Raw genomic sequence first — 24929 nt, 5'->3', positions numbered from 1 at the left:
ATAATTATTCCTATACAAATACAAAGAGGGGAAAACTATGGCTGAAAAAATACCAGTTGTAGAAATGCGTAATATTAAAAAAAATTTTGGCGGTGTGCAGGCATTAAAAGGAGTAGATTTGGTGTTACATCATAATGAAGTACTGGGATTGGTTGGAGATAATGCAGCTGGTAAATCTACTTTAATGAAAATCCTCAGTGGGGCATATATCCCGGATGGAGGAGAAATTATTGTGGAAGGTAAAAAAATACATATGACAAGTTCCCAGGATGCACACCGGCAGGGAATTGAGATGGTATATCAGGATCTGGCACTTGCTAATAATTTAGATGTAGTTGCAAATGTATTTATGGGCAGAGAAAAAACAAGCATGCAATTAGGACCGATAGGTATATTAGATGAACACTACATGGAAAAAGAAACAGAAAGACTCTTGAATAGATTAAAAATTGATATTTCTTCTGTTCGGTTAAGAGTCGAAAGCCTTTCTGGTGGCCAAAGACAAGCGATAGCAATTGCCCGTGCAACTGCATTTGATGCCAAAGTTACTATAATGGATGAGCCAACGGCAGCATTAAGTGTAGCGGCAATTGAAAAAGTACTTGATTTGGTAAAAGAACTAAAGGCACAGGGTAATTCCATTATTATAATAAGTCATCGCATAGAGGATATCTATCAGGTTAGTGATAGAATGATAGTTTTACGCCAGGGACGTAAGGTCTGCGATACAGAGGTTACAGGTGATATTGATACATTTCGGGAGCATGTAGTGGCATATATTGTTGGTGCACGTGACGATTTTGCTGAAGAAGGAGGGAAAAGGTCTGATGGCAAGAGCAAATAATCCTGAAAAAGCCACATTAATTAAAGATGTAAACAGGATGTTTCAAGAGAATATTCGTGAATGGGGTATGTATATTGCTTTACTGGTTATTATAATAATCTTTTCTATTACTACAAAAGGTATTTTTCTTTCATCAAGGAACATAAGCAATTTAATAAATCAGACCGGGTATATAGCAATATTAGCCATTGGAATGACACTGGTAATAATAATATCACATATCGATCTTTCAGTTGGTTACCTATCAGGTTTTTTAGGTGCAGTAGTGGCGACTGCAATGGAATTCTGGCAAATGTCTGCTCCTGTTAGCATAGCTTTAATAGTAATTTTAGGGGCTATGGCAGGTTTTTTGACTGGTTTTTTAGTAGGGCAGATGAAAATACCTGCTTTTGTAGCCACACTTGCCGGTTGGTTGGGTTATAGAGGAGCATTGCAGCTGGTAACCATGCACAGAGGTACCGTTGTTATTACAAATGATTCCTTTAATGCTATAGGAAATGGTTATATTCCTGATATTCCTTATACTCCTGATATAGGAATTTTAGCAGGAGTGCATAAACTGACACTTTTGCTGGGAATTTTGGTAATTATATTTTATATTATTAGTGCAATCAAAAAACGCAATAGGATGATATACCATAAATTTAAAGTCTCTCCAGTCCATTTTTTTATTCTAAAATTGATTTTTATGTCAGCATTAATCGGAGCTATTACCTGGATAATGTCAGGATATAGAGGTCTATCATGGACAGCAGTAATTGTGATAGTCGTGGTGCTATTATATCATTTTGTTATGACCAGAACCAATCTTGGTAGACATATTTATGCTGTTGGCGGTAATCCAGAAGCCGCACAGTTAACAGGAATAAGTGTAAAAAAAATAACATATATTGTATTTTGTTCAATGGGAGTACTTGCAGCCTTATCAGGTATACTGTATGCTTCCCGTTTTAAATCAGCAACTACAACAGCAGGGACATTATTTGAATTGGATGCAATAGCAGCCGCTTTTGTAGGCGGTGCTTCACCCTCAGGTGGTATTGGAAAAGTTACCGGATCTATTGTTGGTGCCTTTGTAATGATGTCATTGACCAGTGGTATGAATTTGATGGGTATTGATATATCCTATCAATATATTGTAAGAGCCCTTGTTTTAGTAGCTGCAGTAGTATTTGATGTAGCGACCAGGAATAGAAAGAAGACATAAAAAGGGTTCAGGGTAAATTTTAGATCGGAGGAGATTCTTATTAAATATTTTAAAAAAATAGTTGATAAAAATCTATATTTATCACCAATAAATATAGATGATGCACAGCAGTTCACTGAATGGGTAAATAATCTCGATTTGACTTTAAACCTGTCAATTGCTCCTTGTATTTTTACAATAGAACAAGAAAAACAAATATTGGAAAATTTATACAAGGAAGGATATCATTTTTCTATAATAAAATTAAAAAATGACGAGTTGATAGGTATTTGTGGTTTATTAAGTGTAGACAAGATAAATAGAACAGCCGAGGCAGGCATATTTATTGGTAGCAAAAAATACTGGAACAAAGGATATGGGACTGAAGCAATGAATTTATTGCTGGATTATTCTTTTAATTTATTAAATATGAATAGTATTTTTTTAAGAGTTCATTCTTTTAACAAGAGAGCAATAAGATGTTATAAAAAATGCGGGTTTAAGGAAATTGGCATAAGAAGAGAAGCATATATTTTAGGTGGAGAAACTTATAACCAGGTGTATATGGATATACTGGCAAAAGAGTTTAAGGGAAATATACCCAAATTATTAAATAAAATTATCCATTATAAAAATAAATAGACAATTGAAATAATCAGTAAAATGAATGGTTAAAGAGTAAATGAAAAGAACAATATCTTGTTTGTTAATTATAATTTTTATCTTATTTATATATATTACTATATCTCTCGCAAATACTATTAATGTACGTGAATATCTGGAAGGGAGATTTCCCGCTATTTATGCCATATATCTTGCTACCCTGGGAGAACTCGATATTTATGAAATAGAATTTATTGATTTATTGGAAGAATTACCGGAACAAGAGCAGAGGGTATTTGTCAGAGAAGTCCATGAGAAGGGCTTTTCTCTTGAAATATTAGAAAAACTAAGAATGTGGCAGGAAGAGATAGAAAAACCTTATTTGAATGTAGCATTCCCTTCCCAAACAGAACTAACTATATGGAATAGTCCTTTGTATGTTTTTGGAACAACTGATGCTTCACCTGATATCAGTGTTACTGTTAATGATGAAGAGGTTCAGCTTCATGACTTTAGAACCGGTAATTTCCTTACTGTTATTGATATTCCAGAGGGAGAAAGAGTGCCAATTGTGATTACTGCCGCTCGCGGAAATGAGCAAACATCAGCTGAGAGAACAGTGTTTTATCCACGGATATGGGAAGAGATACCAACCAGCCCTTTAACAATTCATTCCACCCGCATGCAACCTCAAAAAAATCAGGAGTTGAGGATCGGCGATGAAATAAGGGTAATGTTTCAGGGCAGTCCGGAAGCTGAGGCCAGTTTCCAGATTGGTAAAAAGTCAAAAGAAATTGACATGAAAGAGCTCTTAGATTCTAATTTGCCGCTTAATGGCAGAGGAATATATAAAGGCAGTTATACAATCAAAGAAGAAGATCTACTTTTAATGGGGGAAATGACTCCCCAGGCTATCACAGTTACTTTACACAAGGGAGATGAGAAAATAAGCAAAGAACTGCCAGGTAAGGTTAGTGTTTTTTCTAAGCCTTCTCTAAAAGTGGTTGAAGTGGCAGGTGAACAAGCCAGAATTCATCGAGTTAAAGAAGATTCTTTTGCTTTTCAAAGTTCTACCCTGGGTGGAGATGGTTTGCCCACTGAAGTATTAGGATATTACTTATTACCCGGGACACTTTTTGAGGTTACGGGCACTGCGGGAGACTATCTGCGTGTGAAATTGGGAGAAAATAATTATTTGATTCATGAGGATGATGTTCGCGAAGTTCAAAATTCACCCCAAAATCCCGGTGGTGATATTTCTAAAATCCGGATTAGCGAAAACAGTGAAAAAGTGACAGTTGTCATTGATATAAAAGAAGGCATTCCTTTTCTCATAAAAGATGATAAAAACGGACTCAGGATTGTTTTATATGGTATGAGCGATAGTAATAATATTATATATCAAGGTATGGCACCTTCTTTACAAGAGATAAAAGTAGAGCCTATTCCGGAAGAAGGTCAAGACGCAATGATAATAACAGTTGGTCTTTATCAATCTATAACCGGTTTTGATTATCAATGGAGCAAAACAGGACTGGAGATAAGCATATGTAAATCCCCTGAAATCAACAGCAATAATCCGATACAGGGACGCACTATAGTTGTTGATCCAGGGCATGGAGGGAATCATACCGGTGCTATTGGTCCTGGAAATGTTCATGAAAAAGATGTAGTATTGGAAATTGGTAAATACCTCAAGGACATGCTTGAAGAGAACGGGGCGAAAGTGCTTATGACACGTAGTGGGGATGTAAATGTGGATCTCTATGAACGCATTGATTTTGCTGTCAGTAATAAAGCAGACCTGTTTATAAGCATTCATGCTAATGCCCATGCTGTAGGAGCAGATGCTGTAAATTATCATGGACATATGACTATTTATAATTTTGATTTTAATGAGATTTTAGCAGAAATCATGATGGAAAAATTGATAAGCAGAATTGGTTTACCCTTGGCAAGAGTTTGGCAGAGAAGTGATTTGGTTGTTTTAAGACGCCCACAGATTCCAAGTGTAATGATAGAAACTGCTTTTATGATGCATCCTGAAGATAACTGGTATTTATTGCAACCTGCTTTCCAAAAAGAGTTTGCAGCAGCTATAATGGAAGGGATTACAGATTATTTTCAAGAATTATAAAACGGTTGCAACTAATCCGGCTTTTTAATACTAATAGTATAACCATGTTATACTGAAGCATTGTTTAGATTTAAAAAACATAAAATTGTATGTAATAATTTAGCAATTTGGTGGATAAAATGGAAATAAAAATAAAAAAGATTATCAAGAGCAATAGAAAGACTGTTTCTTTAAAGGTTTGTGATGATACTTCTTTAATTGTTAGAACACCGTTAAAATTTAAAGAAAGTGAAATTGAAAAGATAGTTTCTAAACATACAAGGTGGATAGAAAAAAAGATTCAAGAAATAAATTCCCGCGATAAAATAATTTCTCAAATAAGATTTGTTAATGGTGAGAAATTTTTTTATTTAGGAGAGAGGTATCCCTTAAGAATAATTAGTTCAGAAGAGCAGGCAAGCCCTTTATTATTTGACAGAGGATTTTTTAGTTTGTCTGAAAAAGTTATTGATATAAGGTCTGCTTTTATGCTTTGGTATAAGAAGGAAGCCAAAAATGTAATCTTTCATCGTGCAAAGTATTATGCCCAAAAAATTGGTTTAGATTATAATAAATTAAAAATTTCCAATGCCTGCAAACAATGGGGTTCCTGCACCGGATTAAATAATCTATATTTTTCATGGCGACTGATAATGGCGCCAATTTCAGTTGTGAACTATGTAGTTGTCCATGAGCTTATTCATATTATTGAAAAAAATCATTCTAAAAATTTTTGGAAAAAAGTTGATTCAATAATGCCGGATTATAAAATACAGAGAAACTGGCTCAAAAAAAATGGTTATCTATTAACAATTTAAGTTGCTGTAAAGGGTGATTACCATAACAAAATCAACCATTACTTTAGAAAATTTTAATTCTTAATGGAGGTCACAATGGATCTTTATGAAGGAATAATAAAAAGACAGAGTATCAGGGGTTTTTTAGCTAAAGATATTTTAAGAGGAGACATAGAGGAAATTTTAAAAGTTGCCGGAAATTCACCATCTTACACTAACACACAACCCTGGGATGTAGCAGTAGTAAGCGGGACCAGGAAAAATAAATTAAGTGAAAAGTTATTAGAATTAGCAAAAAGCGAAACCCCTCCAAAACCGGATATTGATTTTCCAGTTGACTGGCCATCGGAAATGGAAAAGAGAACAAGAGAACATGGAGCCCGGAGGCTTAAAATTTTAGGAATTGCAAGGGAAGATAAAGTTGAGAGGAAAAAGTTTAATTTAATGAATTATGAATTTTATGGAGCTCCGTGTGTGGCATTTCTCTTTATGGAGAAGAATCTAAGCGGTTGGTCTATATTTGACATGGGGTTATTTGCCCAAAATTTTATTCTGGCAGCTTATAGTAAAGGTATCGGCAGTTGTATACAGGCTTCAGTAACTGGCTATGCCGGTGAAATTAAAAAATTTTTAGAAATTGATAGCAAAAAGAAATTAATTGCCTGTATATCTTTAGGTTATCCTGATTTTAATGCAAGGCTAAATAGCTATCGCAGTATTAAAAAAGAGCTGAATGAATATTTTGTTTGGTATGAATAGTATTAAAAAAATAGGCAATAAAAAGGAAGAAGATGAACTTATACTTATTTAAATTTGCTGCCCTTTTTGTATTAGCATTATTTTCTTTTTTTGTTTCTGATTTTAGAAGTAAAGAAGGTATGAAACCACTAATACAGAAACACGTTATTCTATTAATTAAAATATTTTATGCTATTCCTATTGTTATATTTATTTATCTTATTTTTAATCTGGAAAATATTTGTTTATCCAGTTATTTAGGATTGATTGCTAACATTATCGGTACATTATTAGTTATAAAAGCCAAACTTGATTTGGGGAAGTATCATGCATGGGCTGGCCATATTCTTTCTTCTACAAAAATTATAAAAGTAGGAATATACAGTTACATCAGACACCCACTTTATACAGGTATTCATATATTTATTTTTGGAGGAATAGTAATTGGAATAAATAACCATCCTTTTTCTTTATTTGAAGTATTTTTGATATTATTTTTTATTTTTTTAATCATTCTTTTCTTAAATATAAGTGCATTTAAAGAAAACAAATATTTGCATGATAAGTTTGGTAAGGATTACGCTGAGTATAAAAAGCAGGTACATGCTTTTTTGCCTATAAAAAGATATAGTTTTAATGAATGTAGTTAATTACAGTTTTTTTAAAACAAAATTATGGCTTGGCAATGAAAGATATTTATATTTAAGACTATTTTTTAGGGGAAGAGCAAACATCAATGTAAGGAGAACAAAAAATGATTAATACTCTCGTTTTAGCCCATCGGGGTGCATCAAAAATAGCACCTGAAAATACAGCAATTGCATTTAAAAAAGCCTTTCAGATTGGTGCAGACGGAATAGAGTTTGATGTACAGATGACAAAGGATAAAAAACTGGTTGTCATACATGATGAACGTGTAGACCGTACCACCAATGGTATTGGTTACATTAAAGACCTAACATTAAAAGAAATAAAACAATTAGATGCCGGAAGCTACTTTTCTCCTGAATTTACCGGAGAAAAAATTTTAACATTGGAAGAAGCATTAGAAATGACCAGCAGTTTTAAGTTAATCAATATTGAAATTAAGAATGTAATAGTAAAATACAATAATATTGAAAAAGAATTAGTAAGCATAATAAAAAAGATGAAAATGGAAAACAAGATTGTATGCTCTTCATTTAATCACTACAGCATAGCCAGAATTAAAGAATTAAGCCATGATATTAAAACAGGATTATTGTATGTTTCAAAACTATACCAACCCTGGTTTTATGCTAAAAGGATGGGTGTAGATGCGATACATCCCCATTATTTCAGTGTTTCACCTGACATTATTCATTCCTGCCATAAGAATAATATAAAAGTATATGTTTGGCCTGTTGATGATAAAAAAATAATCAAACAGTTAATTTCAAATAAGATTGATATAATAATTACCAATTATCCGGAGAAAGTATTGACAATATTAAGAAATACAGGCAATATGGCCGAAATAAGATGATACTTTTTAATAATAATTAATATTTTAGTAGTTGTATTTTACAATTTTATCATTTAAAAATGTTTAGCAATTTAATAAAATATAATAATTTAATAGTTTTTTGTAAAACAAAGAGCTATAATATAAATAATATTTAAAATAATAGTAACTACAAGATTTTCTTTTTAGAAGAATTTAAACATAGGCAAGAAAATAAAGGAATTTAATATTTATTTTTATATAATGAGAAAGAATAAAAAAAAATAAAAATAACCATAGCCTGTATTGTTTTATTTTTACCTAAACCATGCTTTTCATTAATAGATAATATCTATAAAAATGCAACCTGATAAAAAGTTTTTTTAGAATTACTTTAAGATGAATACTGCTGAAAATATACCTTAAGAAAAAATATGATATACTATATTGTTATATTAAATATGTTATCTTACACTAAGTATTGGTACTAGTTCCTTATATTATTAATATAATTGTGTATTATATTTTATTAAAATGAAAGAATTAAACAAATAGACAAAAGCTTGCCAACATACTCAGTACCTTTTATCTGAAAAAGTAAATATTATAGGAGGTGAGGGGACAAAATAAATACATAATATATATTTATTTAATACGATAAGTATATTAAAAACAAAAAATGAGTTTTATATTAAAAGGAGAGAAGAATGAAAAAAAAATTATTTATTTTGATAATAGTTGTACTAATGATATTTATCGGGAATGCAGCTATTGCACAAGATGTTGTCAAACTTGGAATTTCTGAACCCATGACCGGTGCTATGGCCACTGGCGGGGAACTCTGTATGCGCGGATATGAACTCGCCCATGAACAAAACCCCACAGTATTAGGAAAACCGGTTGAACTGGTTCTTGTTGATAATAAAAGTGATAAGGTAGAAGCTGCCAGTGCAGTATCCAGACTAATTGAAAGAGATGGCGTTATTGGAGTTTTTGTCAGCTATGGTAGCGGTATGGCAATTCCGGGTGGAGAAGTTGCCGATAAAGCAGGAATCCCGATGATTTCCGGTACTGCAACAAATCCTTTGGTTACTCAGGGTAAAGACTATGTTTTTCGTGCATGTTTTATTGATCCTTTCCAGGGTGAAGTAATGGCCCGTTATACTTATAATGACCTGGGAATCACCAAAGCAGCACTTTTAGTTGATATTGCCCAGGATTATTCAGTAGGTTTGGCTAATTTTTACAAAAGAACATTTGAAGAACTGGGTGGAGAAATAGTCAGTGATACAAAATACAATACCGGTGACCAGGATTTTAGTGCCCAATTATCCCAGATTATTAATTCCGGGGCAGAAGCCCTGTTTTTCCCCGGCTATTTTGGAGATGTTGCTTTAATCGCAATCCAGGGGAGAGAATTAGGATATGAAGGTATGTATTTAGGAGGAGATACTCTACATAACCCGGTATTAATAGATTTAGCAGGAGAAGCTGCTGAGGGTTTAATAGCCAGTACTTTCTTTGCCGAGGATCAGCCTCTAAATCCGGAGGGTGAAAAATTTGCCGAACTTTTCAGAGAAAAATATGATTTAGCTCCTGATGCTGTGGCAATTCTTACCTATGATTCCTATAATTTAATGCTTGATGCTATAGAAAGAGCCGGTTCGTTAGATCCAGTAGCTATTAGAGATGCTCTTGCGGCAACAGTAGATTTCCCCGGTGCAGGCGGCTCTATTACTATAAATGAAACTGGTGATGCAGTGAAACCAGCTGTTTTGGTGAAAGTAGTTAATGGCAATTATGAGTATTTTGATACTGTTAATCCTTAAATAAGTATTATTAATTAATACTTTAGAAGAGAAGAGATAGAAGAGATACATATTATTCTATCTCTTCTCTTCATCATGAATTGAGATTTTTAATCTAATGTCAATAAATGAAATATAATTATTTTATATAGTTGTATAATGATAATCCTAAGTTTTTAAAAGGAGAATGCTATGTCAATAAATTTATTCTTGCAGAATGTAGCAAACGGTTTATCCCTGGGCAGTTTGTATGCTTTAATAGCTATAGGATATACCATGGTTTATGGTATCTTAAGATTAATTAACTTTGCACATAGCGAAATATTTATGCTGGCGCCATATTTTCTATTTTTTGGCTTTTTAATTTTTCATCTACCATGGTGGCTATCTGCAATAGTCGCAATTATCTTAACTGCTGTAACGGGAATGTTATCAGAAAGAATTGCCTATAGACCTTTACGTGATGCTCCCAAAATATCTGTTTTGATTTCAGCTATCGGTGTGTCCTTTTTTCTACAAAATCTGGCTATTGTTGTTTTTTCCGGAATTCCAAAATCTGTTCACCGTCCTGAATTTTTCAAAACACTATATCAATTTGGTGGGATTCGTATCCAGTCAACTCTCATTGCCTCGGTAATAGTATCTGCAATTTTTTTGTTGATGTTAATATATATTGTTTACAAAACAAAAACTGGCCTTGCCATGAGGGCGATTTCTACAGATATTGAAACATCAAGGCTAATGTCAGTTGATGTAGATAGGACTATAGCTATAACTTTTATGATTGGTTCTGCCCTGGCAGCAGTTGGTGGTATTTTATGGGGGTTACGATTTCCCCAATTATTTCCCTGGATGGGGATGATACCAGGACTGAAGGCTTTTATAGCAGCAGTAGTAGGTGGGATAGGAAATATTCCGGGAGCGATGCTGGGTGGAATGATTTTGGGGATGTCTGAAATATTGTTTGTAGCTTTTTTACCGGGTTTATCAGGATATAGAGATGCTTTTATATTTTTAATACTGATTTTAATCTTGTTGTTTAAACCTGATGGGCTTTTAGGTAAAAATGTCCAGGAGAAGGTATAGCACAATGAAAAAACTAAATACAAAAATATTAACTATATCTGCGTTAATTTTATTGGGTTTATTAATATATCTTGCACAGAATTATTTAGATGCATATAAATTAAGAATTCTTAATCTTAGTGGTATTTATATCACTTTAGGTGTAAGTTTAAATTTGATTTATGGATTTACCGGTCAATTTTCACTGGGTCATGCTGGATTTATGGCTATCGGGGCTTATACTACAGCCTTATTGGTGCTCCCCCCTTATTACAAGGAGATGATATTTATAATTGAGCCTTTAGTCTGGCCATTTACGATATTACATACACCTTTTATTGTTGCCCTATTTTTTAGTGGGCTGATGGCTGCCATTGCTGCTCTTTTGATAGGATTACCAGTTCTACGACTTAAGGGAGACTATTTAGGCATAGCTACATTGGGATTTGCAGAAATTATTAGAGTTGTTGCCAATAATATTCCTAATATAACAAATGGGGCATTGGGAATCAAAGGGATTCCGGAATTTACAAATCTATGGTGGACAATGGGTGTAGCAGTTTTTACAATTTATATCATAAGGGGACTAATCAACAGCAGCTATGGGCGTGCTTTGATGGCAATTAGAGAAAATGAAATTGCAGCTGAAGTAATAGGAGTTAATCTTACTTATCATAAGGTTATGTCATTTACCATTGGGGGATTTTTTGCAGGAGTTGGAGGAGGGTTATTTGCCTGTCTTCTTACTACAATAGATCCAAAGGCATTTATGTTTTTAATGACATTTAATATTTTAATCGTGGTTGTTATGGGTGGATTTGGAAGTATAACCGGCACGGTTATTGCAGCATTTTTATTTAATTTCTTGTTAGAATACTTACGTCCCATAGAGGCAGGTTTTAAGTTAGGGTCGTTTGAAATTCCTGGTATACCAGGATTAAGAATGGTTGCTTTTGCTGCTCTTATCTTGATTATTATTTTATATAAACAAAAAGGACTTTTGGGCGGCATTGAGTTTTCCTGGGAAGGTTTTTTCCGTTATTTTAACAAGTTTTCAAAAAAGAATTCATCTGAAGGGAGTGCAACATAATGGAATTATTAAATGTTGATAGTATAACTATGAAGTTTGGTGGTTTGACAGCTGTAAATAATTTTAAATTGAAGATGGATCCGGGAGAGCTTATTGGACTGATAGGTCCCAACGGGGCTGGCAAGACAACTGTTTTTAATATGATTACAGGGATATATACCCCTACAATAAATAGGATATATTTTTTAGAGAAAGATATTACCGGTTTAAAACCTGATAAAATTGCCAGGGAAGGGATTGCTCGAACATTTCAAAATATGAGACTTATGAATAATCTAACAGTAATAGACAATGTTATGATAGGTTTTCATCTTCACTTGAAATCAAATCTTGCATCAGCAATCTTTAAGTTCCCAGGCTATGTACGCGAAGAAGAGGATATCTATGATAATTCCATGCAGTTATTAAAAAAAGTAGGGTTGGAAAAATTAAAATTAGCGAAAGCAGGAGGTCTTCCATATGGGCAGCAGAGAAAACTGGAAATTGCCAGGGCATTAGCTACAAAGCCTAAATTATTACTTTTGGACGAGCCTGCTGCTGGAATGAATCCCCAGGAAACCAGAGAATTAATGGAATTTATACAGAAGATTCAGGATGACTTTAATTTGACTATTTTGTTAATAGAACATGATATGAAGGTAGTAATGGGAATATGTAAAAGAATACTGGTCATGGATTATGGAGTAACTATAGCAGAGGGGAATCCAAAGGAAATTCAGAATAACCCTGAGGTTATTAAGGCATATTTGGGGGTGGATGCAAATTATGCTTAAAATAAATGATTTAAACGTCTTTTTTGGAGGTATACACGCCTTAAAGGGAATTACATTTGATGTTCCTAAGGGTAAGGTTATTACTTTAGTTGGTGCTAATGGAGCAGGTAAAAGTACTACACTTAGAACTATTTGTGGTTTAATTAAGCCCCAGAAGGGGGAAGTAAAATTTGACAACCAGGTCATAAATAATATTCATGCTGATCAGATTGTCAAAAAAGGTATAGCCTTAATTCCAGAGGGAAGAAAAATATTTCCCAACTTAACAGTACAGGAAAACTTACAATTGGGAGCTTTTGCCAGAACTAATAGGGAGGAAATTGAGAAAGACTTACAATGGATTTATGAACTATTTCCCAGGGTTAAGGAGAGATTATGGCAAAAAGGAGGCACTTTGTCTGGTGGAGAACAGCAAATGTTGGCCATTTCCCGAGGATTAATGTCACGTCCAAAACTGTTGATGATGGATGAGCCTTCTTTGGGTTTAGCCCCATTATTGGTTAAAGAGATTTTTGATATAATAAAACGAATTCATGAGGAAGGAATGACTGTCCTTTTGGTTGAGCAGAATGCCTTTGCTGCATTAAAAATTTCAGACTATGCTTATGTCTTAGAAACGGGAAATATAGTGTTACAGGGAACGGGAAGCGAACTCTTACAGGATAAACGGGTGAAAAAAGCTTATCTGGGAGAGTAATATTTTCTATCAGGGTTAGACACTACTGATAGCTCCAATAAATAGTACTATAAAAGATATAGAGTAGTATGGAAAATTTATGTCTTAATATATAACCTGTATATTTTGCTTAACAAAATCTCCTTTCCCGGAAAGCATTACAATATATTATTTAATATAATGTAATGCTTTGTCTTTATAAGAATATATAGGCAGATATCTTATAATTATGTAAAAGTTTAACAAAAAATTTATTGCTTAAATAGCAATAAATTAGACGATAACTGTATTTTATCAATAACTGCAATAAAAAAATTAAGAAAGAGTATTATGCAAATAGAAGTCGATATTATTAATGACTTGAAATTAATATTTAATAATTCAATTCTTGTTATTGCCTTTATAACATGGATATCCAATCAAACTATTAAGTCAGTGTTGTTTTACTTCACAGACAAAAGATGGGATATCAGTAGATTTTTTGGAGCAGGTGGTATGCCCAGTACTCATTCTGCTTTATCGATAAGTGTGGCAGTTTCAATTGGTTACAGGGAAGGATGGCATACTTCATTATTTGCTTTAGCCATGATTTTGGCAATTATTGTTATGGCTGACGCAGCAGGTGTAAGAAGGGCTACCGGTGAGCAAGCAAAGGTATTAAATAGAATAATTATAGAATTCTTTGATGAGATAAAAATTAAAGATAGAAGATTGAGAGAATTTATTGGACATACTCCATTTGAAGTGATTGTTGGAGCAATAATAGGTTTTGTTATTGCATCAATAATCTCAATTTATTTTAAAATATAAAAATTGTCATATATTTAAATATTTAAATAGAAACAGGGAAAATCTATGAATCGCAAAAAAGAATTAAAATTGCAATATAAACAGATGAAAAAAAAGATGGGTTTATTCACAGTACGCTCTAAGGCAAATAAAAGATGTTACATCGAGGCAGCAAAAGATCTAAAAAGCAGAATAAATATGACAAAATTTAAATTAGATTTTGGCAGTCATCCGGTAAAATCTCTTCAGGATGACTGGAATAGATTTGGAAAAGATAATTTTTCCATTGAAATTCTTGAAGAAATTAAGCAAGAAGAAAATAAATCGGAGAATGATTATAAAGATGAATTGACTTTACTGGAAATGATATGGGAAGAAAGATTAATAATGGAGAAAATCGAATTATATAAAAAATAAAAGTAAAAAATGTATTGCTCCCATATATAAAATATATTCTTATTAAACCGACTAAATAAATCCCGCCCGGATTTATTTTACTCTCTCACATTTTCTTATATTCTTTGATTTGTTATATATATGCTTTATAATAAAAAAACTATTAAGTATATATAATAATAACAATGGACCATATTAGTAAAAAATTATTTTACAAGACAAGCATACTTATTTTTTTGTAAAAGAAATGATTGAGAAAGAACTGAAAGATTGAAAATTATTTTAATAAGGAGAACCGGCAATGTCTGGACAATTAAAGCAAAATGAGATAGAGGGGCTGAAAAAAGCTCAACAGGATGAATTGGTAGGGCAGGCAGTATATGGAAAATTATCAGAAATAGTTAAAGATTCTTACAATTCGAAAATATTGGCAAAGATATCAGAAGATGAAAAAAAACATGCTAAAATTTTTAAAAAATATACTCAGGCAGATCTAAAAGTAAATAAATTCAGAGTATTTTTTTATCTCTTTGTTTCACGTGTTTTTGGGCTAACTTTTGGGATTAAATTGCAGGAAAAAGGGGAAGAAGCAGCACAAAAAAACTATAAGCAAATGCACAGTGCTATTCCTGAAATGAAGAATATTATAGAAGAAGAGGAAAAACATGAGTCTGAGCTGATTAACATGTTAAATGAAGAAAAGCTGTCATATATGAGTTCAGTGGTTTTGGGTTTAAATGATGCACTTGTAGAATTAACAGGAGCTCTAGCCGGATTTACCCTGTCAATACAAAACTCAAGAACAATTGCTCTTCTTGGATTGATCACTGGTATTTCTGCGTCTTTTTCTATGGCAGCCAGTGAGTACCTGTCTACTAAAGCAGAGCCAGATCCGGAAGAGCAAAAAAGGGCTGGTAAGTCAGCTCTTTATACTGGAGTTGCTTATATTTTAACAGTTATAGCATTGATTGCTCCTTATTTTTTAATAAAAAACTATATCTATAGTTTAATGATGACAATATTTGTGGCATTAATAATTATTTTTGTATTTAATTTTTATATTTCCATTGCAAATGATTATAATTTTAAACAAAGATTTATGGAAATGGCATTAATCAGTATCGGTGTAGCTGCACTTTCATTTATTATAGGTTATTTAGTAAAAACATTTTTAGGATTTGAAGTATAAAAAAAACAAAAAAAATTCTATTTTTTATTGACAATTGACTTATAAATAGATAAAATTGAAAAAATTAAAAAAAAGACAATTCGTATGACAAAAGAAAATTATAAACCAAAACAATTCAATATTGTATTTTATTACTACTTTATTCGAGAGGTGAATGCCTATCGGGTTTAGTAGTTACTAAACATATCGATGATTTAGACCACAGGCATTTATCTCAAAAAGATAAGTGCCTGTGGTTGTTTTTTGGCCACAGGTGTTTAATACACTTGTGGTTTTTTATTTTTATAAGGATTAAAAAAAAGGAGGTATTATATGGATAATAAAAAGTAAAATATAGTACAAAAGAGTAATTGTACGGATAGGTGTAAATTAATTATTTGTTTGTAATAAATTATAACTCAAAATAAGGAGAAAACTATGAAAAGAAGATTGTTAGTTTTAAATATTTTTATAATTATTGGAATAATTATCGCCGTTTTACCGGTTAATGCAGCTATAGAACAAGCAAGCATTGAAGAAGCAAAAAAAACTGTAATTGAATGGACAGACGAAAATGCTGACCATATTGGTGAAGTTTCTTATAAGATATGGGAATTTGCTGAGATTGGTTTAACTGAATTTAAATCATCTGATCTATTGGTAAGCGAATTGGAACAAAATGGGTTCGCTGTTGAAAGAGGACTGGCTGGTATGCCTACAAGTTTTGTTGGCACATATGTTCAAGGAATTGGCAAACCCGTTATTGGTATTCTTGCTGAGTATGATGCATTGCCCAATGGACATAGCTGTGGACACAACCTATTTGGAGCTGCCAGTGTTGCCAGTGCCATTGCTATAAAAGAAGCCATGGAAAAACACAATATTGACGGCACTGTGAAATTATTCGGCACCCCTACTGAGGATACGCATGGAGGGAAAGTATGGATGGCAAGAGAAGGGGTTTTTGATGGATGTGATGTATTTTTAAGCTGGCACCCAGGAACAAAGAATGAATCAAATTATGGTTCTAATCTGGCTGTTCAAATAATGGAAATTGATTTTAATGGAGTAAGTTCTCATGCAGGTGCTGCACCTGAACAGGGTCGTTCAGCCGTAGACGCATTAATGATAGCCTCAATGTCTATGGAATTCTTGAGAGAGCATATGATTGAACCCATGAGAATACAATACATTATTACTAATGGTGGTCAAGCGCCAAATGTGGTTCCAGAATCAGCTCAAATGAAATTAGTTGTCCGGGGGCCTATGATGAAAGATATTGATGAACTTCGTTCCAGGGATGGCGGAATTGATGACTGTATGAGAGCAGGGGCTTTGGGAACCGGCACTGATGTTACTATGCAGGTAGTTGGTGCTTTCTATAACAAAATTCCTAACAAAACCGGTTCAGATATTGTTATTGAGAATATGAAAGCTATCGGATCCCCAACTTTTACTGAAGAAGAAAATCAATTTGTACAATCTATGTCTGAAAAATATGATATACCATTGGGTCCTCTGGATAGCAGTATACATGAACCAATAGATGATACTAGTAAGGGATCGGCTGATACAGGAGATGTAAGCTATATAGCTCCACTTATTGCCTTTAATGCTGCCACTGAGGCAGTAGGTTCTCCGGGACATAGCTTGGCCAAGATGGAGCAAAATGGTATGTCTATAGGGTGGAAGGGAGCAGTCTTTGCAACTAAAGTACTGGGCTGGACTGCATTAGATTTGTTAACCGATAGTGATAAATTAGAAAGTGTTCGTACAGAGTTTGAAGAAAGATTAATTGGAACTGATTACCATCCGGTAATTCCAGCTGATTTGTGGCCCCCGATACCTAAAGAGAATCCTGATGATTTTAAAGGACCAGGGGTACCAGATTTGCCCCAACCGGAAAAACCTGAGTCTCTTTTATATTGGAAAACAAAATAGTTTAAAAATGATTTAATAATTATACCTGGCAAGGATTGAATCAAAATCCTTGCCAGGTATAATTATTAAACAACTCTATAAAATAAACCAGATTGCTTTGTAATATCTAATTTCTCAAGTATAATATTATATATAGTAAATATCATTTTAAGAAAAAATAAAAAAGTATTTAATAATGTATGAGGATATGGGATAAAAGATTAGGAGAAAAAGCTAATGGATAAGGAATATATTATAAAATTAGCATCTTCTTTTGTAGAGGATTCAACAGATAATAGAGTAAATAAAAATATTGCTCTTTCTACTTCAGTTGCAGGAATGAAAATATTCGATGAACCAATTTTTGCATTTGGAAGTACTGATGATCCTTATTTTCAATTATTAGAAAACCAGTCAATTGTAGGAAAGCATTTTATTAATCCAAAGAAATGGCTTCCTGGAGGCAAGACTGTAATCTCTTTTTTTCTCCCTTTTACCGAGTCTGTCAGAAAAAGCAATACCAGGGACAGATGTTGGCCTTCAGAAGGATGGCTCCATGGGCGAATTGAAGGACATGAATTTTTACTTAAAGTGAGCTTAATGTTAAAACAAACATTAGAAGAGGCGGGCTATAAGGCTGTAGTACCATTTTTAGATGAAAAATATCATAATAGGTCAGGGGAAAACTACTATGAATACTCTATTCCAAAATTTAACAGCAACTGGTCTGAAAGGCATGTTGCTTTTATCTGTGGTCTTGGTACCTTTGGACTTTCAAAAGGATTAATAACTAAAAAAGGTGTAGCAGGAAGGTTTGGAAGTATAATTACTGATTTACTTGTTGAAGCAACAGTTAGAAATTATAATAATATTTTAGAATATTGTTCTAAATGCGGAATTTGTGCACAACAATGTCCCGCTAATGCAATTTCATTAGAAAAAGGGAAGGATCATGTAATATGTTCCGAATTTCTGGATATAATAAAAAAGAAATATAAGCCAAGATATGGATGTGGGAAGTGTCAGGTTAATGTTCCATGTGAGCATGAAATTCCTAAAATTTAAAGCAAAAAAGTTTAATATTTGATGTACAATCAAATAGATTTAAAGGAGTGAATAAATGGAGAACCCAAAAGTATATTTCACTGATTTGAGAACAAGCCCGGGTAATAATTTACTTGATAAGTTAGAAAAATTAGTGTTACAGGCAGGGATGAAGGAAATAAACTTTAATAAAAAGTTTGTTGCTTTAAAGATACATTTTGGAGAAGCCGGTAACCTTGCTTATATTCGACCAAATTATGCGGCATGCATAGTGAAACTGGTAAAGAGTGAGGGTGGAATGCCATTTTTAACTGACGCTAATACGCTATATTTTGGAAAAAGAGCCAATGCTGTTGATCATTTAAATACAGCAATGGAAAACGGCTTTAACCGTATTGGGGTTGGTTGTGATGTTATTATTGCAGACGGATTGAAGGGGACTGAATATCGCGAGATTATCATTAATACAAAACATTGTCCAGCTCCAAAAATAGCTTCAGCAATTGCTGATACAGATATTATATTATCTCTAACGCATTTTAAAGGGCATGAAATGACGGGTTTTGGAGGTACCTTAAAAAATATTGGTATGGGAAGTGGTTCCCGAAATGGGAAAATGGAAATGCATTCTACTTCTAAACCAAAAATAAAAATAAAAAATTGTATAGGATGTGGAGTTTGTATTAAGAATTGTTCCCAGGGGGCGATTCGTTTTAATAATGATAAAAAAGCTGAGATAAACTATGAAAAATGTATTGGTTGCGGCCAATGTGTTGCAGTATGTCAATATAGTGCTGCAGTCGTAGGTTCTAATGCTTCAGGGGCAATAGTACAGGAGAAAATGGTAGAATATGCTCTCGCTGTATTAAAAGATAAACCACATTTCCATATCAGCTTTATAATGAATATTTCTCCATTTTGTGATTGTCTGGATTATAATGATATGGCCATTACTCCTGATATTGGAATGGCTGCATCTTTTGATCCCGTTGCTCTTGACCGTGCATGTGTTGATCTGGTAAATAATGCTTCTATGGTGAAGGATTCTGTATTGCATGAAAGAGATTACCAGGATGGAGAAGATAAATTTACCCATGTTCATATAGATACTGACTGGAAAGTTGGATTGAAATATGCTGAAGAGTTAGGCTTAGGTTCACAAAAATATAAGTTAATAAGGGTTTAACGTCAATGTCGGTCTCTTTCTAAATCATATAATATTTTTTCCAAATACCATTCTTCTGTGCGATTAGGATGACGTGCTTTTAATAGTTCAATATGCCTTTTAATTGTTTTGTCAGCAAGATTATCAGGGAGACGTAATAGTCTTCGGCATTCCTGCCATAATAAGTTTTTCCTGCTCTTTCTTTTGCTGCCTTTTATAAGATAGATGTAAACAACTGCTAAAATAAGAATGATGAATAAAATAATTATTAGCTGATTCATTTAAAAAATCCCCAGACATTTAAATATTTCAGGAATACTAAAAATAATTATACAATATCTATATTGAATTTTAAGCATATAACTAAGTTTATCATTAAAGCTCATTTTATTTCAATGCAAATAATCTCTGTAATAAACCATTTTTCATTATTCTACCCAGAATAATGAAAATATTAATCAAGAAAATTGTAGATAAGAAAAGTGATGAAAATTCTATTAAAAAATAATGTGCCGGATTTGCTATCTAAAATAAAATATTTTAATATTATTATATGCAATAAAAATAATGTTATCACTAATCAGGAGGCATAATAATGAGAAAAATAGTGTCTGGAATAATTGTAGAATGTTTAATAGGGGATATTGCTTTACAAAAGGATATGACTGCAGTGGTAAATGCTGCAAATGCACAGCTAAGAATTGGGGGAGGGGTTGCCGGGGCTTTGCACAGGGCTGCGGGACCGGGATTAGAAGAAGAGTGCAGACCGCTGGCGCCTATAAAGCCAGGCGAAGCGGTAATTACCGGAGCACATAATTTGCCTAATAGCTTTGTGATTCATTGCCTGGGCCCTGTTTATGGCATAGACAAACCTGAGGATGTTTTATTAGCAGATTGTTATAAGAATTCCTTAATGTTAGCTGAAGACCATCATATTGAATCGGTAGCTTTTCCTGCAATATCTACCGGTGCCTTTGGTTTCCCGTTAAAAGATGCTACAGAAATTTCCTTTCGTACAATAAAGAAAATGATTCCAAAGCTACGACATATTAAACATATAAGGTTTGTTTTACATGATAATACTGCGCTAAGTGTTTATGAACAGTTATTAGGGAAAATCATCATAGAATAAATCAATATAATTGATATAATATTGTGTATTATTTTTTTAAAATATTATAGAATTCAGGATATAATTTTTTAAATTTATTCCAGAGGAATATCATTTGGCTTTTTGTCAATTAATTCTTGCATTACAGATAGATAAGCGCATGTTTCTAAAGATTCAAGGCGTGCAAATGCAGCCTCAATTGATTTACCACAAGTTGTTACACCATGATTTTCAAGGACAAATGTATTGCATCCCCCTTTAACATCATTTACAAAACCTTGTGCAAATTCTTCTGTTCCCGGTTGGCTATAGGGTAGATATGCAATTTTATTTAGCAAAAAAGCAGCTTCAGGTAAAATATGGGTATTTATTTTAATTTTATTAATTGCACAAATAAGAGCATTTCTTGGATGAGCATGAAAAATGCTTTCTATGTCACTTCTATTTTTATATATTTTTAAATGCATTTTGATTTCAGAAGAAGCTCTATATCTACCTGCCAATTGTTTTCCATTCATGTCAGTGATAACAATATCTTCAACAGAAAAAAAATGTTTTATAAATCCGGTAGGAGTTATATGTATTTTATCATCAATCCTAATACTCATATTTCCACCCGTTGATTCGGTCAGTTTTCTATCCCAGGTTAATTTAACATAGTCTACAAATTTTTGTAACACATTATTCTCAACCAATTCTTTTACTCCTCCATAAATTAAATATAATGAATAAAAATCAATAGCTGATTGTATATTTGAATGATTTCTTAGTCTAAATATATTTGAATTTGATGTTTTGTTATTATATCATTTGGTTATCTAAATCACAAAAATACTTTAAAAAGCCCTCTATCCTTACAGGCAGGCAAGTGGGAAATATATCAGATGCAGGATCTGCCTTACCATCAGGCTATTGATTATATAGGAGAACTTTTTTCCAGCCTATGTACAACTAAAGATGGAGAAGAGGTAGTCAGGGCTTTTTTAGAAAAAAGAAAGCTTTTTGGAAAAAAATTAAAAAATTAGTCAGAATTTTCTTTTAGTATATCCAGGAAGATGGATACCAGGTTAGGGTCAAATTGACTCCCGGAATTCTTTTTTATCTCTTCTATTGATTCTTCTTTAGTCATTATTCTTTTGTAGGGTCTATTAGATTGCATAGTATTAAAGGAGTCAATTATTGATATAATTCTGGATAATAATGGAATTTTTTCACCTTTTAAACCCGTTGGATATCCAGATCCATCCCAATTTTCATGGTGGTATAATACTTCTTTACAAATTGAGGAAAATTCAGGAATGCTTTTTGTGATATGATAACCAATTTGACAATGTCCCTTTATTTTTTGCCATTCTTCACCAGTAAGTTTTTCTGTTTTTGATAATATCTGTTTTGAAACTCCTATTTTTCCGATATCATGCATTAATGCCAGTAAACGAAGTCTGTTCAGGTCATAATTGTTTAATCCAATTTTCTTACCTATCAGAGTTGCTACTACTTCAGTGTTATTAACAAAATCTTTATCTCCATGATGATCTCTTTCAGAAAGTATTTTGATGAAAGACTTTAAAAGATGTTTTTCATGACTTTTAGCATTAAATAATTTATTTTGATACATATCTTTATCTGCTTTAATAACTAATTCTTCTAAATCTAACAAACTTCCATCCTGTATAGCAAAACCTACAGATATATTTGGATTAAGATGTGCCGGACTAAAATTATTTTTCTTGCAATTATTGACGAGTCTTTTACAGAATAGTTCTGTGTCAGAGGTAGTGGTATTAGGAAGAATAACAGCAAATTCATCTCCCCCCAACCTTGACAAAATATCTCCCTGGCGGGAAGAATCTTTCATTAAATAAGCCAGGTTTTTCAGTAATTGATCACCTTGTTGGTGACCAAATGTGTCATTTACAACTTTTAATCCGTTTACATCAATCATAATTACACTGAGGGGGTAATAACGGGTGTTATTCATTCTTTTTAACTCTTCCTCGAAATACGCTCTATTGTATAAGCCGGTAAGGCTATCATGAAAACTTATATAAGCTATTTTTTCTTCATCTTGTTTACGAATAATGGCTGTAGCAACCTGATCAGAAACAATTTCCATTAGTTTTATGTCTTTTTCTTTATAAGATTCAGGGTTATAATAATTTTGGACTGTCATTGATCCTATTATTTTATCTTTAATTTTTAGAGGGACGCTTAGCCAGCAAATATCTTCAGTCATCTCTCCAGGATTTTTTACATCTCCTTTGTAAATTAAATCACAAATATCATGGTAATTCAGTATCAGAGAAGTACCTTTTTTAAGCAGGTAGCCAGTCAAGGTGTTTTTGTACGTTAAATATTCTGAAGAAAAGTTTGTTTCTTTTTCGTCAAAGGCATAGACAAAATTCAGTTGCTCAGATTTTGTATCAAGCAAGGCAATATAAAAGTTTTTTGCATCAATTACATGGTTTAATTCGCGATGTATTATAGAGTAGAGTTCCGTTAATCCAATTTGAGAATTCGCTGCCCGCGAAATATGATAAAGGACTTGATTTAACTTTTCGTTTTGCTTTTGTTCTGTTATGTCCTGATATAGGGCAATGATTCCCTGTAATTCATCATTAATTTTCACCTGGGAAGTTGAGATATGAACTGGTATGATAGTTCCATCTTTTTTTCTTCGGTTGGTTTCGTATTTTATAAGTCCTGAGTATTGAGCTTTTTTTGTTAAACTGCTTCCTTCATCTATTTTATTATGTGGATAGAAATTAATATCATCAATATTCTTACCCTCAATCTCGTTTAAGGTATAACCAAATAATTCTGTAAATTTTGGATTAATGTCTAATATAATACCCTTGGTATCATGATAAACAGCTGCCAAAGGGTTACTTCTAAAAAGACTGGCGAATTTTTCTTCATTATTGCGTATTGTTTCTTCAATCTTTTTCTGATTACTTATATCCTGGTAAAGACAAACTATTCTGCGTGTATTCTCATCAAACCATAAAGGGGAGGCTGAAATCAAAGCCGGGAATAAACTGCCATCTTTCTTTTTTCGAATTGATTCAAATTTAATAGGTTTATTGGCAGCCATTTTTGTCATTTTTTTTGCATGTTCCTGCATTTCTGCAGGATGGATGAATCCCTGATCAATATTTTTCCCCAGGAGTTCCTCTTTGGTAAAGCCAAAGAGTTCTGAAAATCGAAAATTAATATCCAGGATATAACCACTCTGGTCAACATATACCAGTGCTTCGGGACTATACTGGAACAGATGAGAAAATTCAAGGCGACTCTGTCGTAAAGATTCCTCATTTCTTTTTCTTTCAATAGCTGTTGCAACTTGCTCTGAAACGAATTCCATTAAGCGAATATCTTTTTTAGAATAGACACCCGGAATATTATAGTTTACCACTGCCATTGAGCCAATTATATCATCTTCAATTTTTAGTGGAACCCCAAGCCAGGATGTTTCTCTGGTAAGGGTTCCGATATTGGAGATTTTTATTAAACCTTCATCAGAAAATTTAACAATTTGTTGATAATCAACTAAAAGAGATTTTCCATATTTAATATTATAATTTGCCAGTGTGCCGGAAACATCAAATTGGTCAATTTGCTCATCAAGGGTGTCTTTCTCATCGATAAAATAGGCAAAAAAAACTTTGTCTTTATCAAGCAAAGCTATATGCAAATTGTTTGCGTCAATAACAGTATTCAACTCTTTATAAATAATATTGTAGATTTCCTGCAAGGTTATAGCAGAATTAGCAGCCTTGGATATATTATAAAGAACTTTATTTAAATTTCCATTCTGTTTTTTATTTATTTTATTTTTAATTTCCATAATATTTTTTTACTTTTTCCTTTTATATGCAAAAAGAAAGAAAATTGCCAATTTTAATCAATTTAGGAATTATAGATTGAAAAACAAAAGATTTCAATATTTAATTTTAATAAAAAGAGTATATGAAAGCAATATATTATGACACCCTGATAATAATCATTAATATTATCAAATTACAGAATTTAAAAGATCAGACCTTTTTATGACCTTTCTTTGGGCTGAAATAATAATTAAATGTAGTTACAACCTTATTTTATTATAAGTTATATTTACATTAAGTCAAAATATTCCCTGGAATTAAAGAGAACAATCTAAATAAATCATTTAAATC

Annotated in this window: 24 protein-coding genes; 21 read left to right on the top strand and 3 right to left on the bottom strand. The window is 32.7% G+C overall.

The genetic code is table 11. The annotated features are described in order from the left end of the window. Positions 1-37 precede the first annotated feature (37 nt). From PHQ99_02215 to PHQ99_02125, 19 genes are all read left to right on the top strand, one after another. Positions 38-844 carry an ATP-binding cassette domain-containing protein gene (locus tag PHQ99_02215; GenBank protein MDD4288392.1) on the top strand — a complete coding sequence of 269 codons (807 nt, stop codon included), beginning with the start codon at positions 38-40 and terminating at the stop codon, positions 842-844. After that, the gene (gguB, locus tag PHQ99_02210) at positions 828-2051 is read left to right on the top strand and encodes a sugar ABC transporter permease (GenBank protein ID MDD4288391.1); all 1224 of its coding nucleotides are present in this window, start codon (positions 828-830) and stop codon (positions 2049-2051) included. The genes PHQ99_02215 and gguB overlap by 17 nt, the downstream gene beginning before the upstream one ends. A 39-nt stretch (positions 2052-2090) precedes the next feature. After that, on the top strand, positions 2091-2672 hold the full coding sequence (locus PHQ99_02205) for a GNAT family protein (GenBank protein ID MDD4288390.1): 582 nt from the start codon (positions 2091-2093) through the stop codon (positions 2670-2672). Between the two features lie 40 nt (positions 2673-2712). Beyond that, positions 2713-4770, top strand: coding sequence for an N-acetylmuramoyl-L-alanine amidase (locus PHQ99_02200; protein ID MDD4288389.1), 2058 nt, complete (start codon positions 2713-2715; stop codon positions 4768-4770). Between the two features lie 119 nt (positions 4771-4889). Continuing rightward, on the top strand, positions 4890-5567 hold the full coding sequence (locus PHQ99_02195) for a SprT family zinc-dependent metalloprotease (GenBank protein ID MDD4288388.1): 678 nt from the start codon (positions 4890-4892) through the stop codon (positions 5565-5567). A gap of 75 nt (positions 5568-5642) precedes the next feature. Next, positions 5643-6305 carry a nitroreductase gene (locus PHQ99_02190; GenBank protein ID MDD4288387.1) on the top strand — a complete coding sequence of 221 codons (663 nt, stop codon included), beginning with the start codon at positions 5643-5645 and terminating at the stop codon, positions 6303-6305. A 32-nt stretch (positions 6306-6337) separates the two neighbouring features. Beyond that, the gene (locus PHQ99_02185) at positions 6338-6934 is read left to right on the top strand and encodes a methyltransferase (protein MDD4288386.1); all 597 of its coding nucleotides are present in this window, start codon (positions 6338-6340) and stop codon (positions 6932-6934) included. A gap of 104 nt (positions 6935-7038) precedes the next feature. Further along, positions 7039-7788 (top strand): glycerophosphodiester phosphodiesterase, encoded by a 750-nt coding sequence (locus PHQ99_02180; protein ID MDD4288385.1) that lies wholly within the window; start codon positions 7039-7041, stop codon positions 7786-7788. 665 nt (positions 7789-8453) lie between these two features. Then, the gene (locus PHQ99_02175; GenBank protein MDD4288384.1) at positions 8454-9575 is read left to right on the top strand and encodes an ABC transporter substrate-binding protein; all 1122 of its coding nucleotides are present in this window, start codon (positions 8454-8456) and stop codon (positions 9573-9575) included. 171 nt (positions 9576-9746) lie between these two features. Then, complete coding sequence (locus tag PHQ99_02170) at positions 9747-10640, top strand: branched-chain amino acid ABC transporter permease (GenBank protein ID MDD4288383.1); 894 nt, start codon at positions 9747-9749, stop codon at positions 10638-10640. Positions 10641-10644: 4 nt separating this feature from the next. After that, positions 10645-11709 carry a branched-chain amino acid ABC transporter permease gene (locus PHQ99_02165; protein MDD4288382.1) on the top strand — a complete coding sequence of 355 codons (1065 nt, stop codon included), beginning with the start codon at positions 10645-10647 and terminating at the stop codon, positions 11707-11709. After that, on the top strand, positions 11709-12482 hold the full coding sequence (locus PHQ99_02160; protein ID MDD4288381.1) for an ABC transporter ATP-binding protein: 774 nt from the start codon (positions 11709-11711) through the stop codon (positions 12480-12482). The genes PHQ99_02165 and PHQ99_02160 overlap by 1 nt, the downstream gene beginning before the upstream one ends. Then, positions 12475-13179 carry an ABC transporter ATP-binding protein gene (locus PHQ99_02155; protein MDD4288380.1) on the top strand — a complete coding sequence of 235 codons (705 nt, stop codon included), beginning with the start codon at positions 12475-12477 and terminating at the stop codon, positions 13177-13179. Before PHQ99_02160 ends, PHQ99_02155 begins: the two co-directional genes overlap by 8 nt. A 309-nt stretch (positions 13180-13488) precedes the next feature. Then, positions 13489-13968 carry a divergent PAP2 family protein gene (locus PHQ99_02150; GenBank protein ID MDD4288379.1) on the top strand — a complete coding sequence of 160 codons (480 nt, stop codon included), beginning with the start codon at positions 13489-13491 and terminating at the stop codon, positions 13966-13968. Between the two features lie 45 nt (positions 13969-14013). After that, complete coding sequence (locus tag PHQ99_02145) at positions 14014-14364, top strand: GIY-YIG nuclease family protein (GenBank protein MDD4288378.1); 351 nt, start codon at positions 14014-14016, stop codon at positions 14362-14364. A gap of 280 nt (positions 14365-14644) precedes the next feature. Then, positions 14645-15532, top strand: coding sequence for a VIT1/CCC1 transporter family protein (locus PHQ99_02140; GenBank protein ID MDD4288377.1), 888 nt, complete (start codon positions 14645-14647; stop codon positions 15530-15532). Between the two features lie 417 nt (positions 15533-15949). Then, a complete protein-coding gene (locus PHQ99_02135) occupies positions 15950-17452 on the top strand; it encodes an amidohydrolase (protein ID MDD4288376.1) in 1503 nt (500 codons plus the stop codon). A 216-nt stretch (positions 17453-17668) separates the two neighbouring features. Then, complete coding sequence (locus PHQ99_02130) at positions 17669-18496, top strand: 4Fe-4S binding protein (GenBank protein ID MDD4288375.1); 828 nt, start codon at positions 17669-17671, stop codon at positions 18494-18496. A 55-nt stretch (positions 18497-18551) separates the two neighbouring features. Continuing rightward, positions 18552-19661: a DUF362 domain-containing protein gene (locus PHQ99_02125; GenBank protein ID MDD4288374.1), complete on the top strand. Its 1110-nt coding sequence runs from the start codon at positions 18552-18554 to the stop codon at positions 19659-19661. A 2-nt stretch (positions 19662-19663) separates the two neighbouring features. On the opposite strand, the gene PHQ99_02120 is transcribed toward PHQ99_02125, so the two are convergent. Beyond that, complete coding sequence (locus PHQ99_02120) at positions 19664-19921, bottom strand: hypothetical protein (protein MDD4288373.1); 258 nt, start codon at positions 19919-19921, stop codon at positions 19664-19666. 314 nt (positions 19922-20235) lie between these two features. Between PHQ99_02120 and PHQ99_02115 the strand changes: the two genes are divergently transcribed. Beyond that, positions 20236-20772 carry a macro domain-containing protein gene (locus tag PHQ99_02115; protein MDD4288372.1) on the top strand — a complete coding sequence of 179 codons (537 nt, stop codon included), beginning with the start codon at positions 20236-20238 and terminating at the stop codon, positions 20770-20772. 74 nt (positions 20773-20846) lie between these two features. Here PHQ99_02115 and PHQ99_02110 read toward each other — a convergent pair whose 3' ends face one another. Then, positions 20847-21446: a class II aldolase/adducin family protein gene (locus PHQ99_02110; GenBank protein ID MDD4288371.1), complete on the bottom strand. Its 600-nt coding sequence runs from the start codon at positions 21444-21446 to the stop codon at positions 20847-20849. Between the two features lie 189 nt (positions 21447-21635). Between PHQ99_02110 and PHQ99_02105 the strand changes: the two genes are divergently transcribed. Next, positions 21636-21776, top strand: coding sequence for a hypothetical protein (locus tag PHQ99_02105; protein MDD4288370.1), 141 nt, complete (start codon positions 21636-21638; stop codon positions 21774-21776). On the opposite strand, the gene PHQ99_02100 is transcribed toward PHQ99_02105, so the two are convergent. Next, positions 21773-24598, bottom strand: coding sequence for a PAS domain S-box protein (locus tag PHQ99_02100; GenBank protein MDD4288369.1), 2826 nt, complete (start codon positions 24596-24598; stop codon positions 21773-21775). The genes PHQ99_02105 and PHQ99_02100 overlap by 4 nt on opposite strands. Positions 24599-24929: the final 331 nt, after the last annotated feature.

It is taken from the genome of Atribacterota bacterium (assembly GCA_028703475.1).
Classification (GTDB): domain Bacteria; phylum Atribacterota; class Phoenicimicrobiia; order Phoenicimicrobiales; family Stramentimicrobiaceae; genus JAQVMU01.
This window is presented reverse-complemented; position numbering and strand designations above follow the sequence as displayed.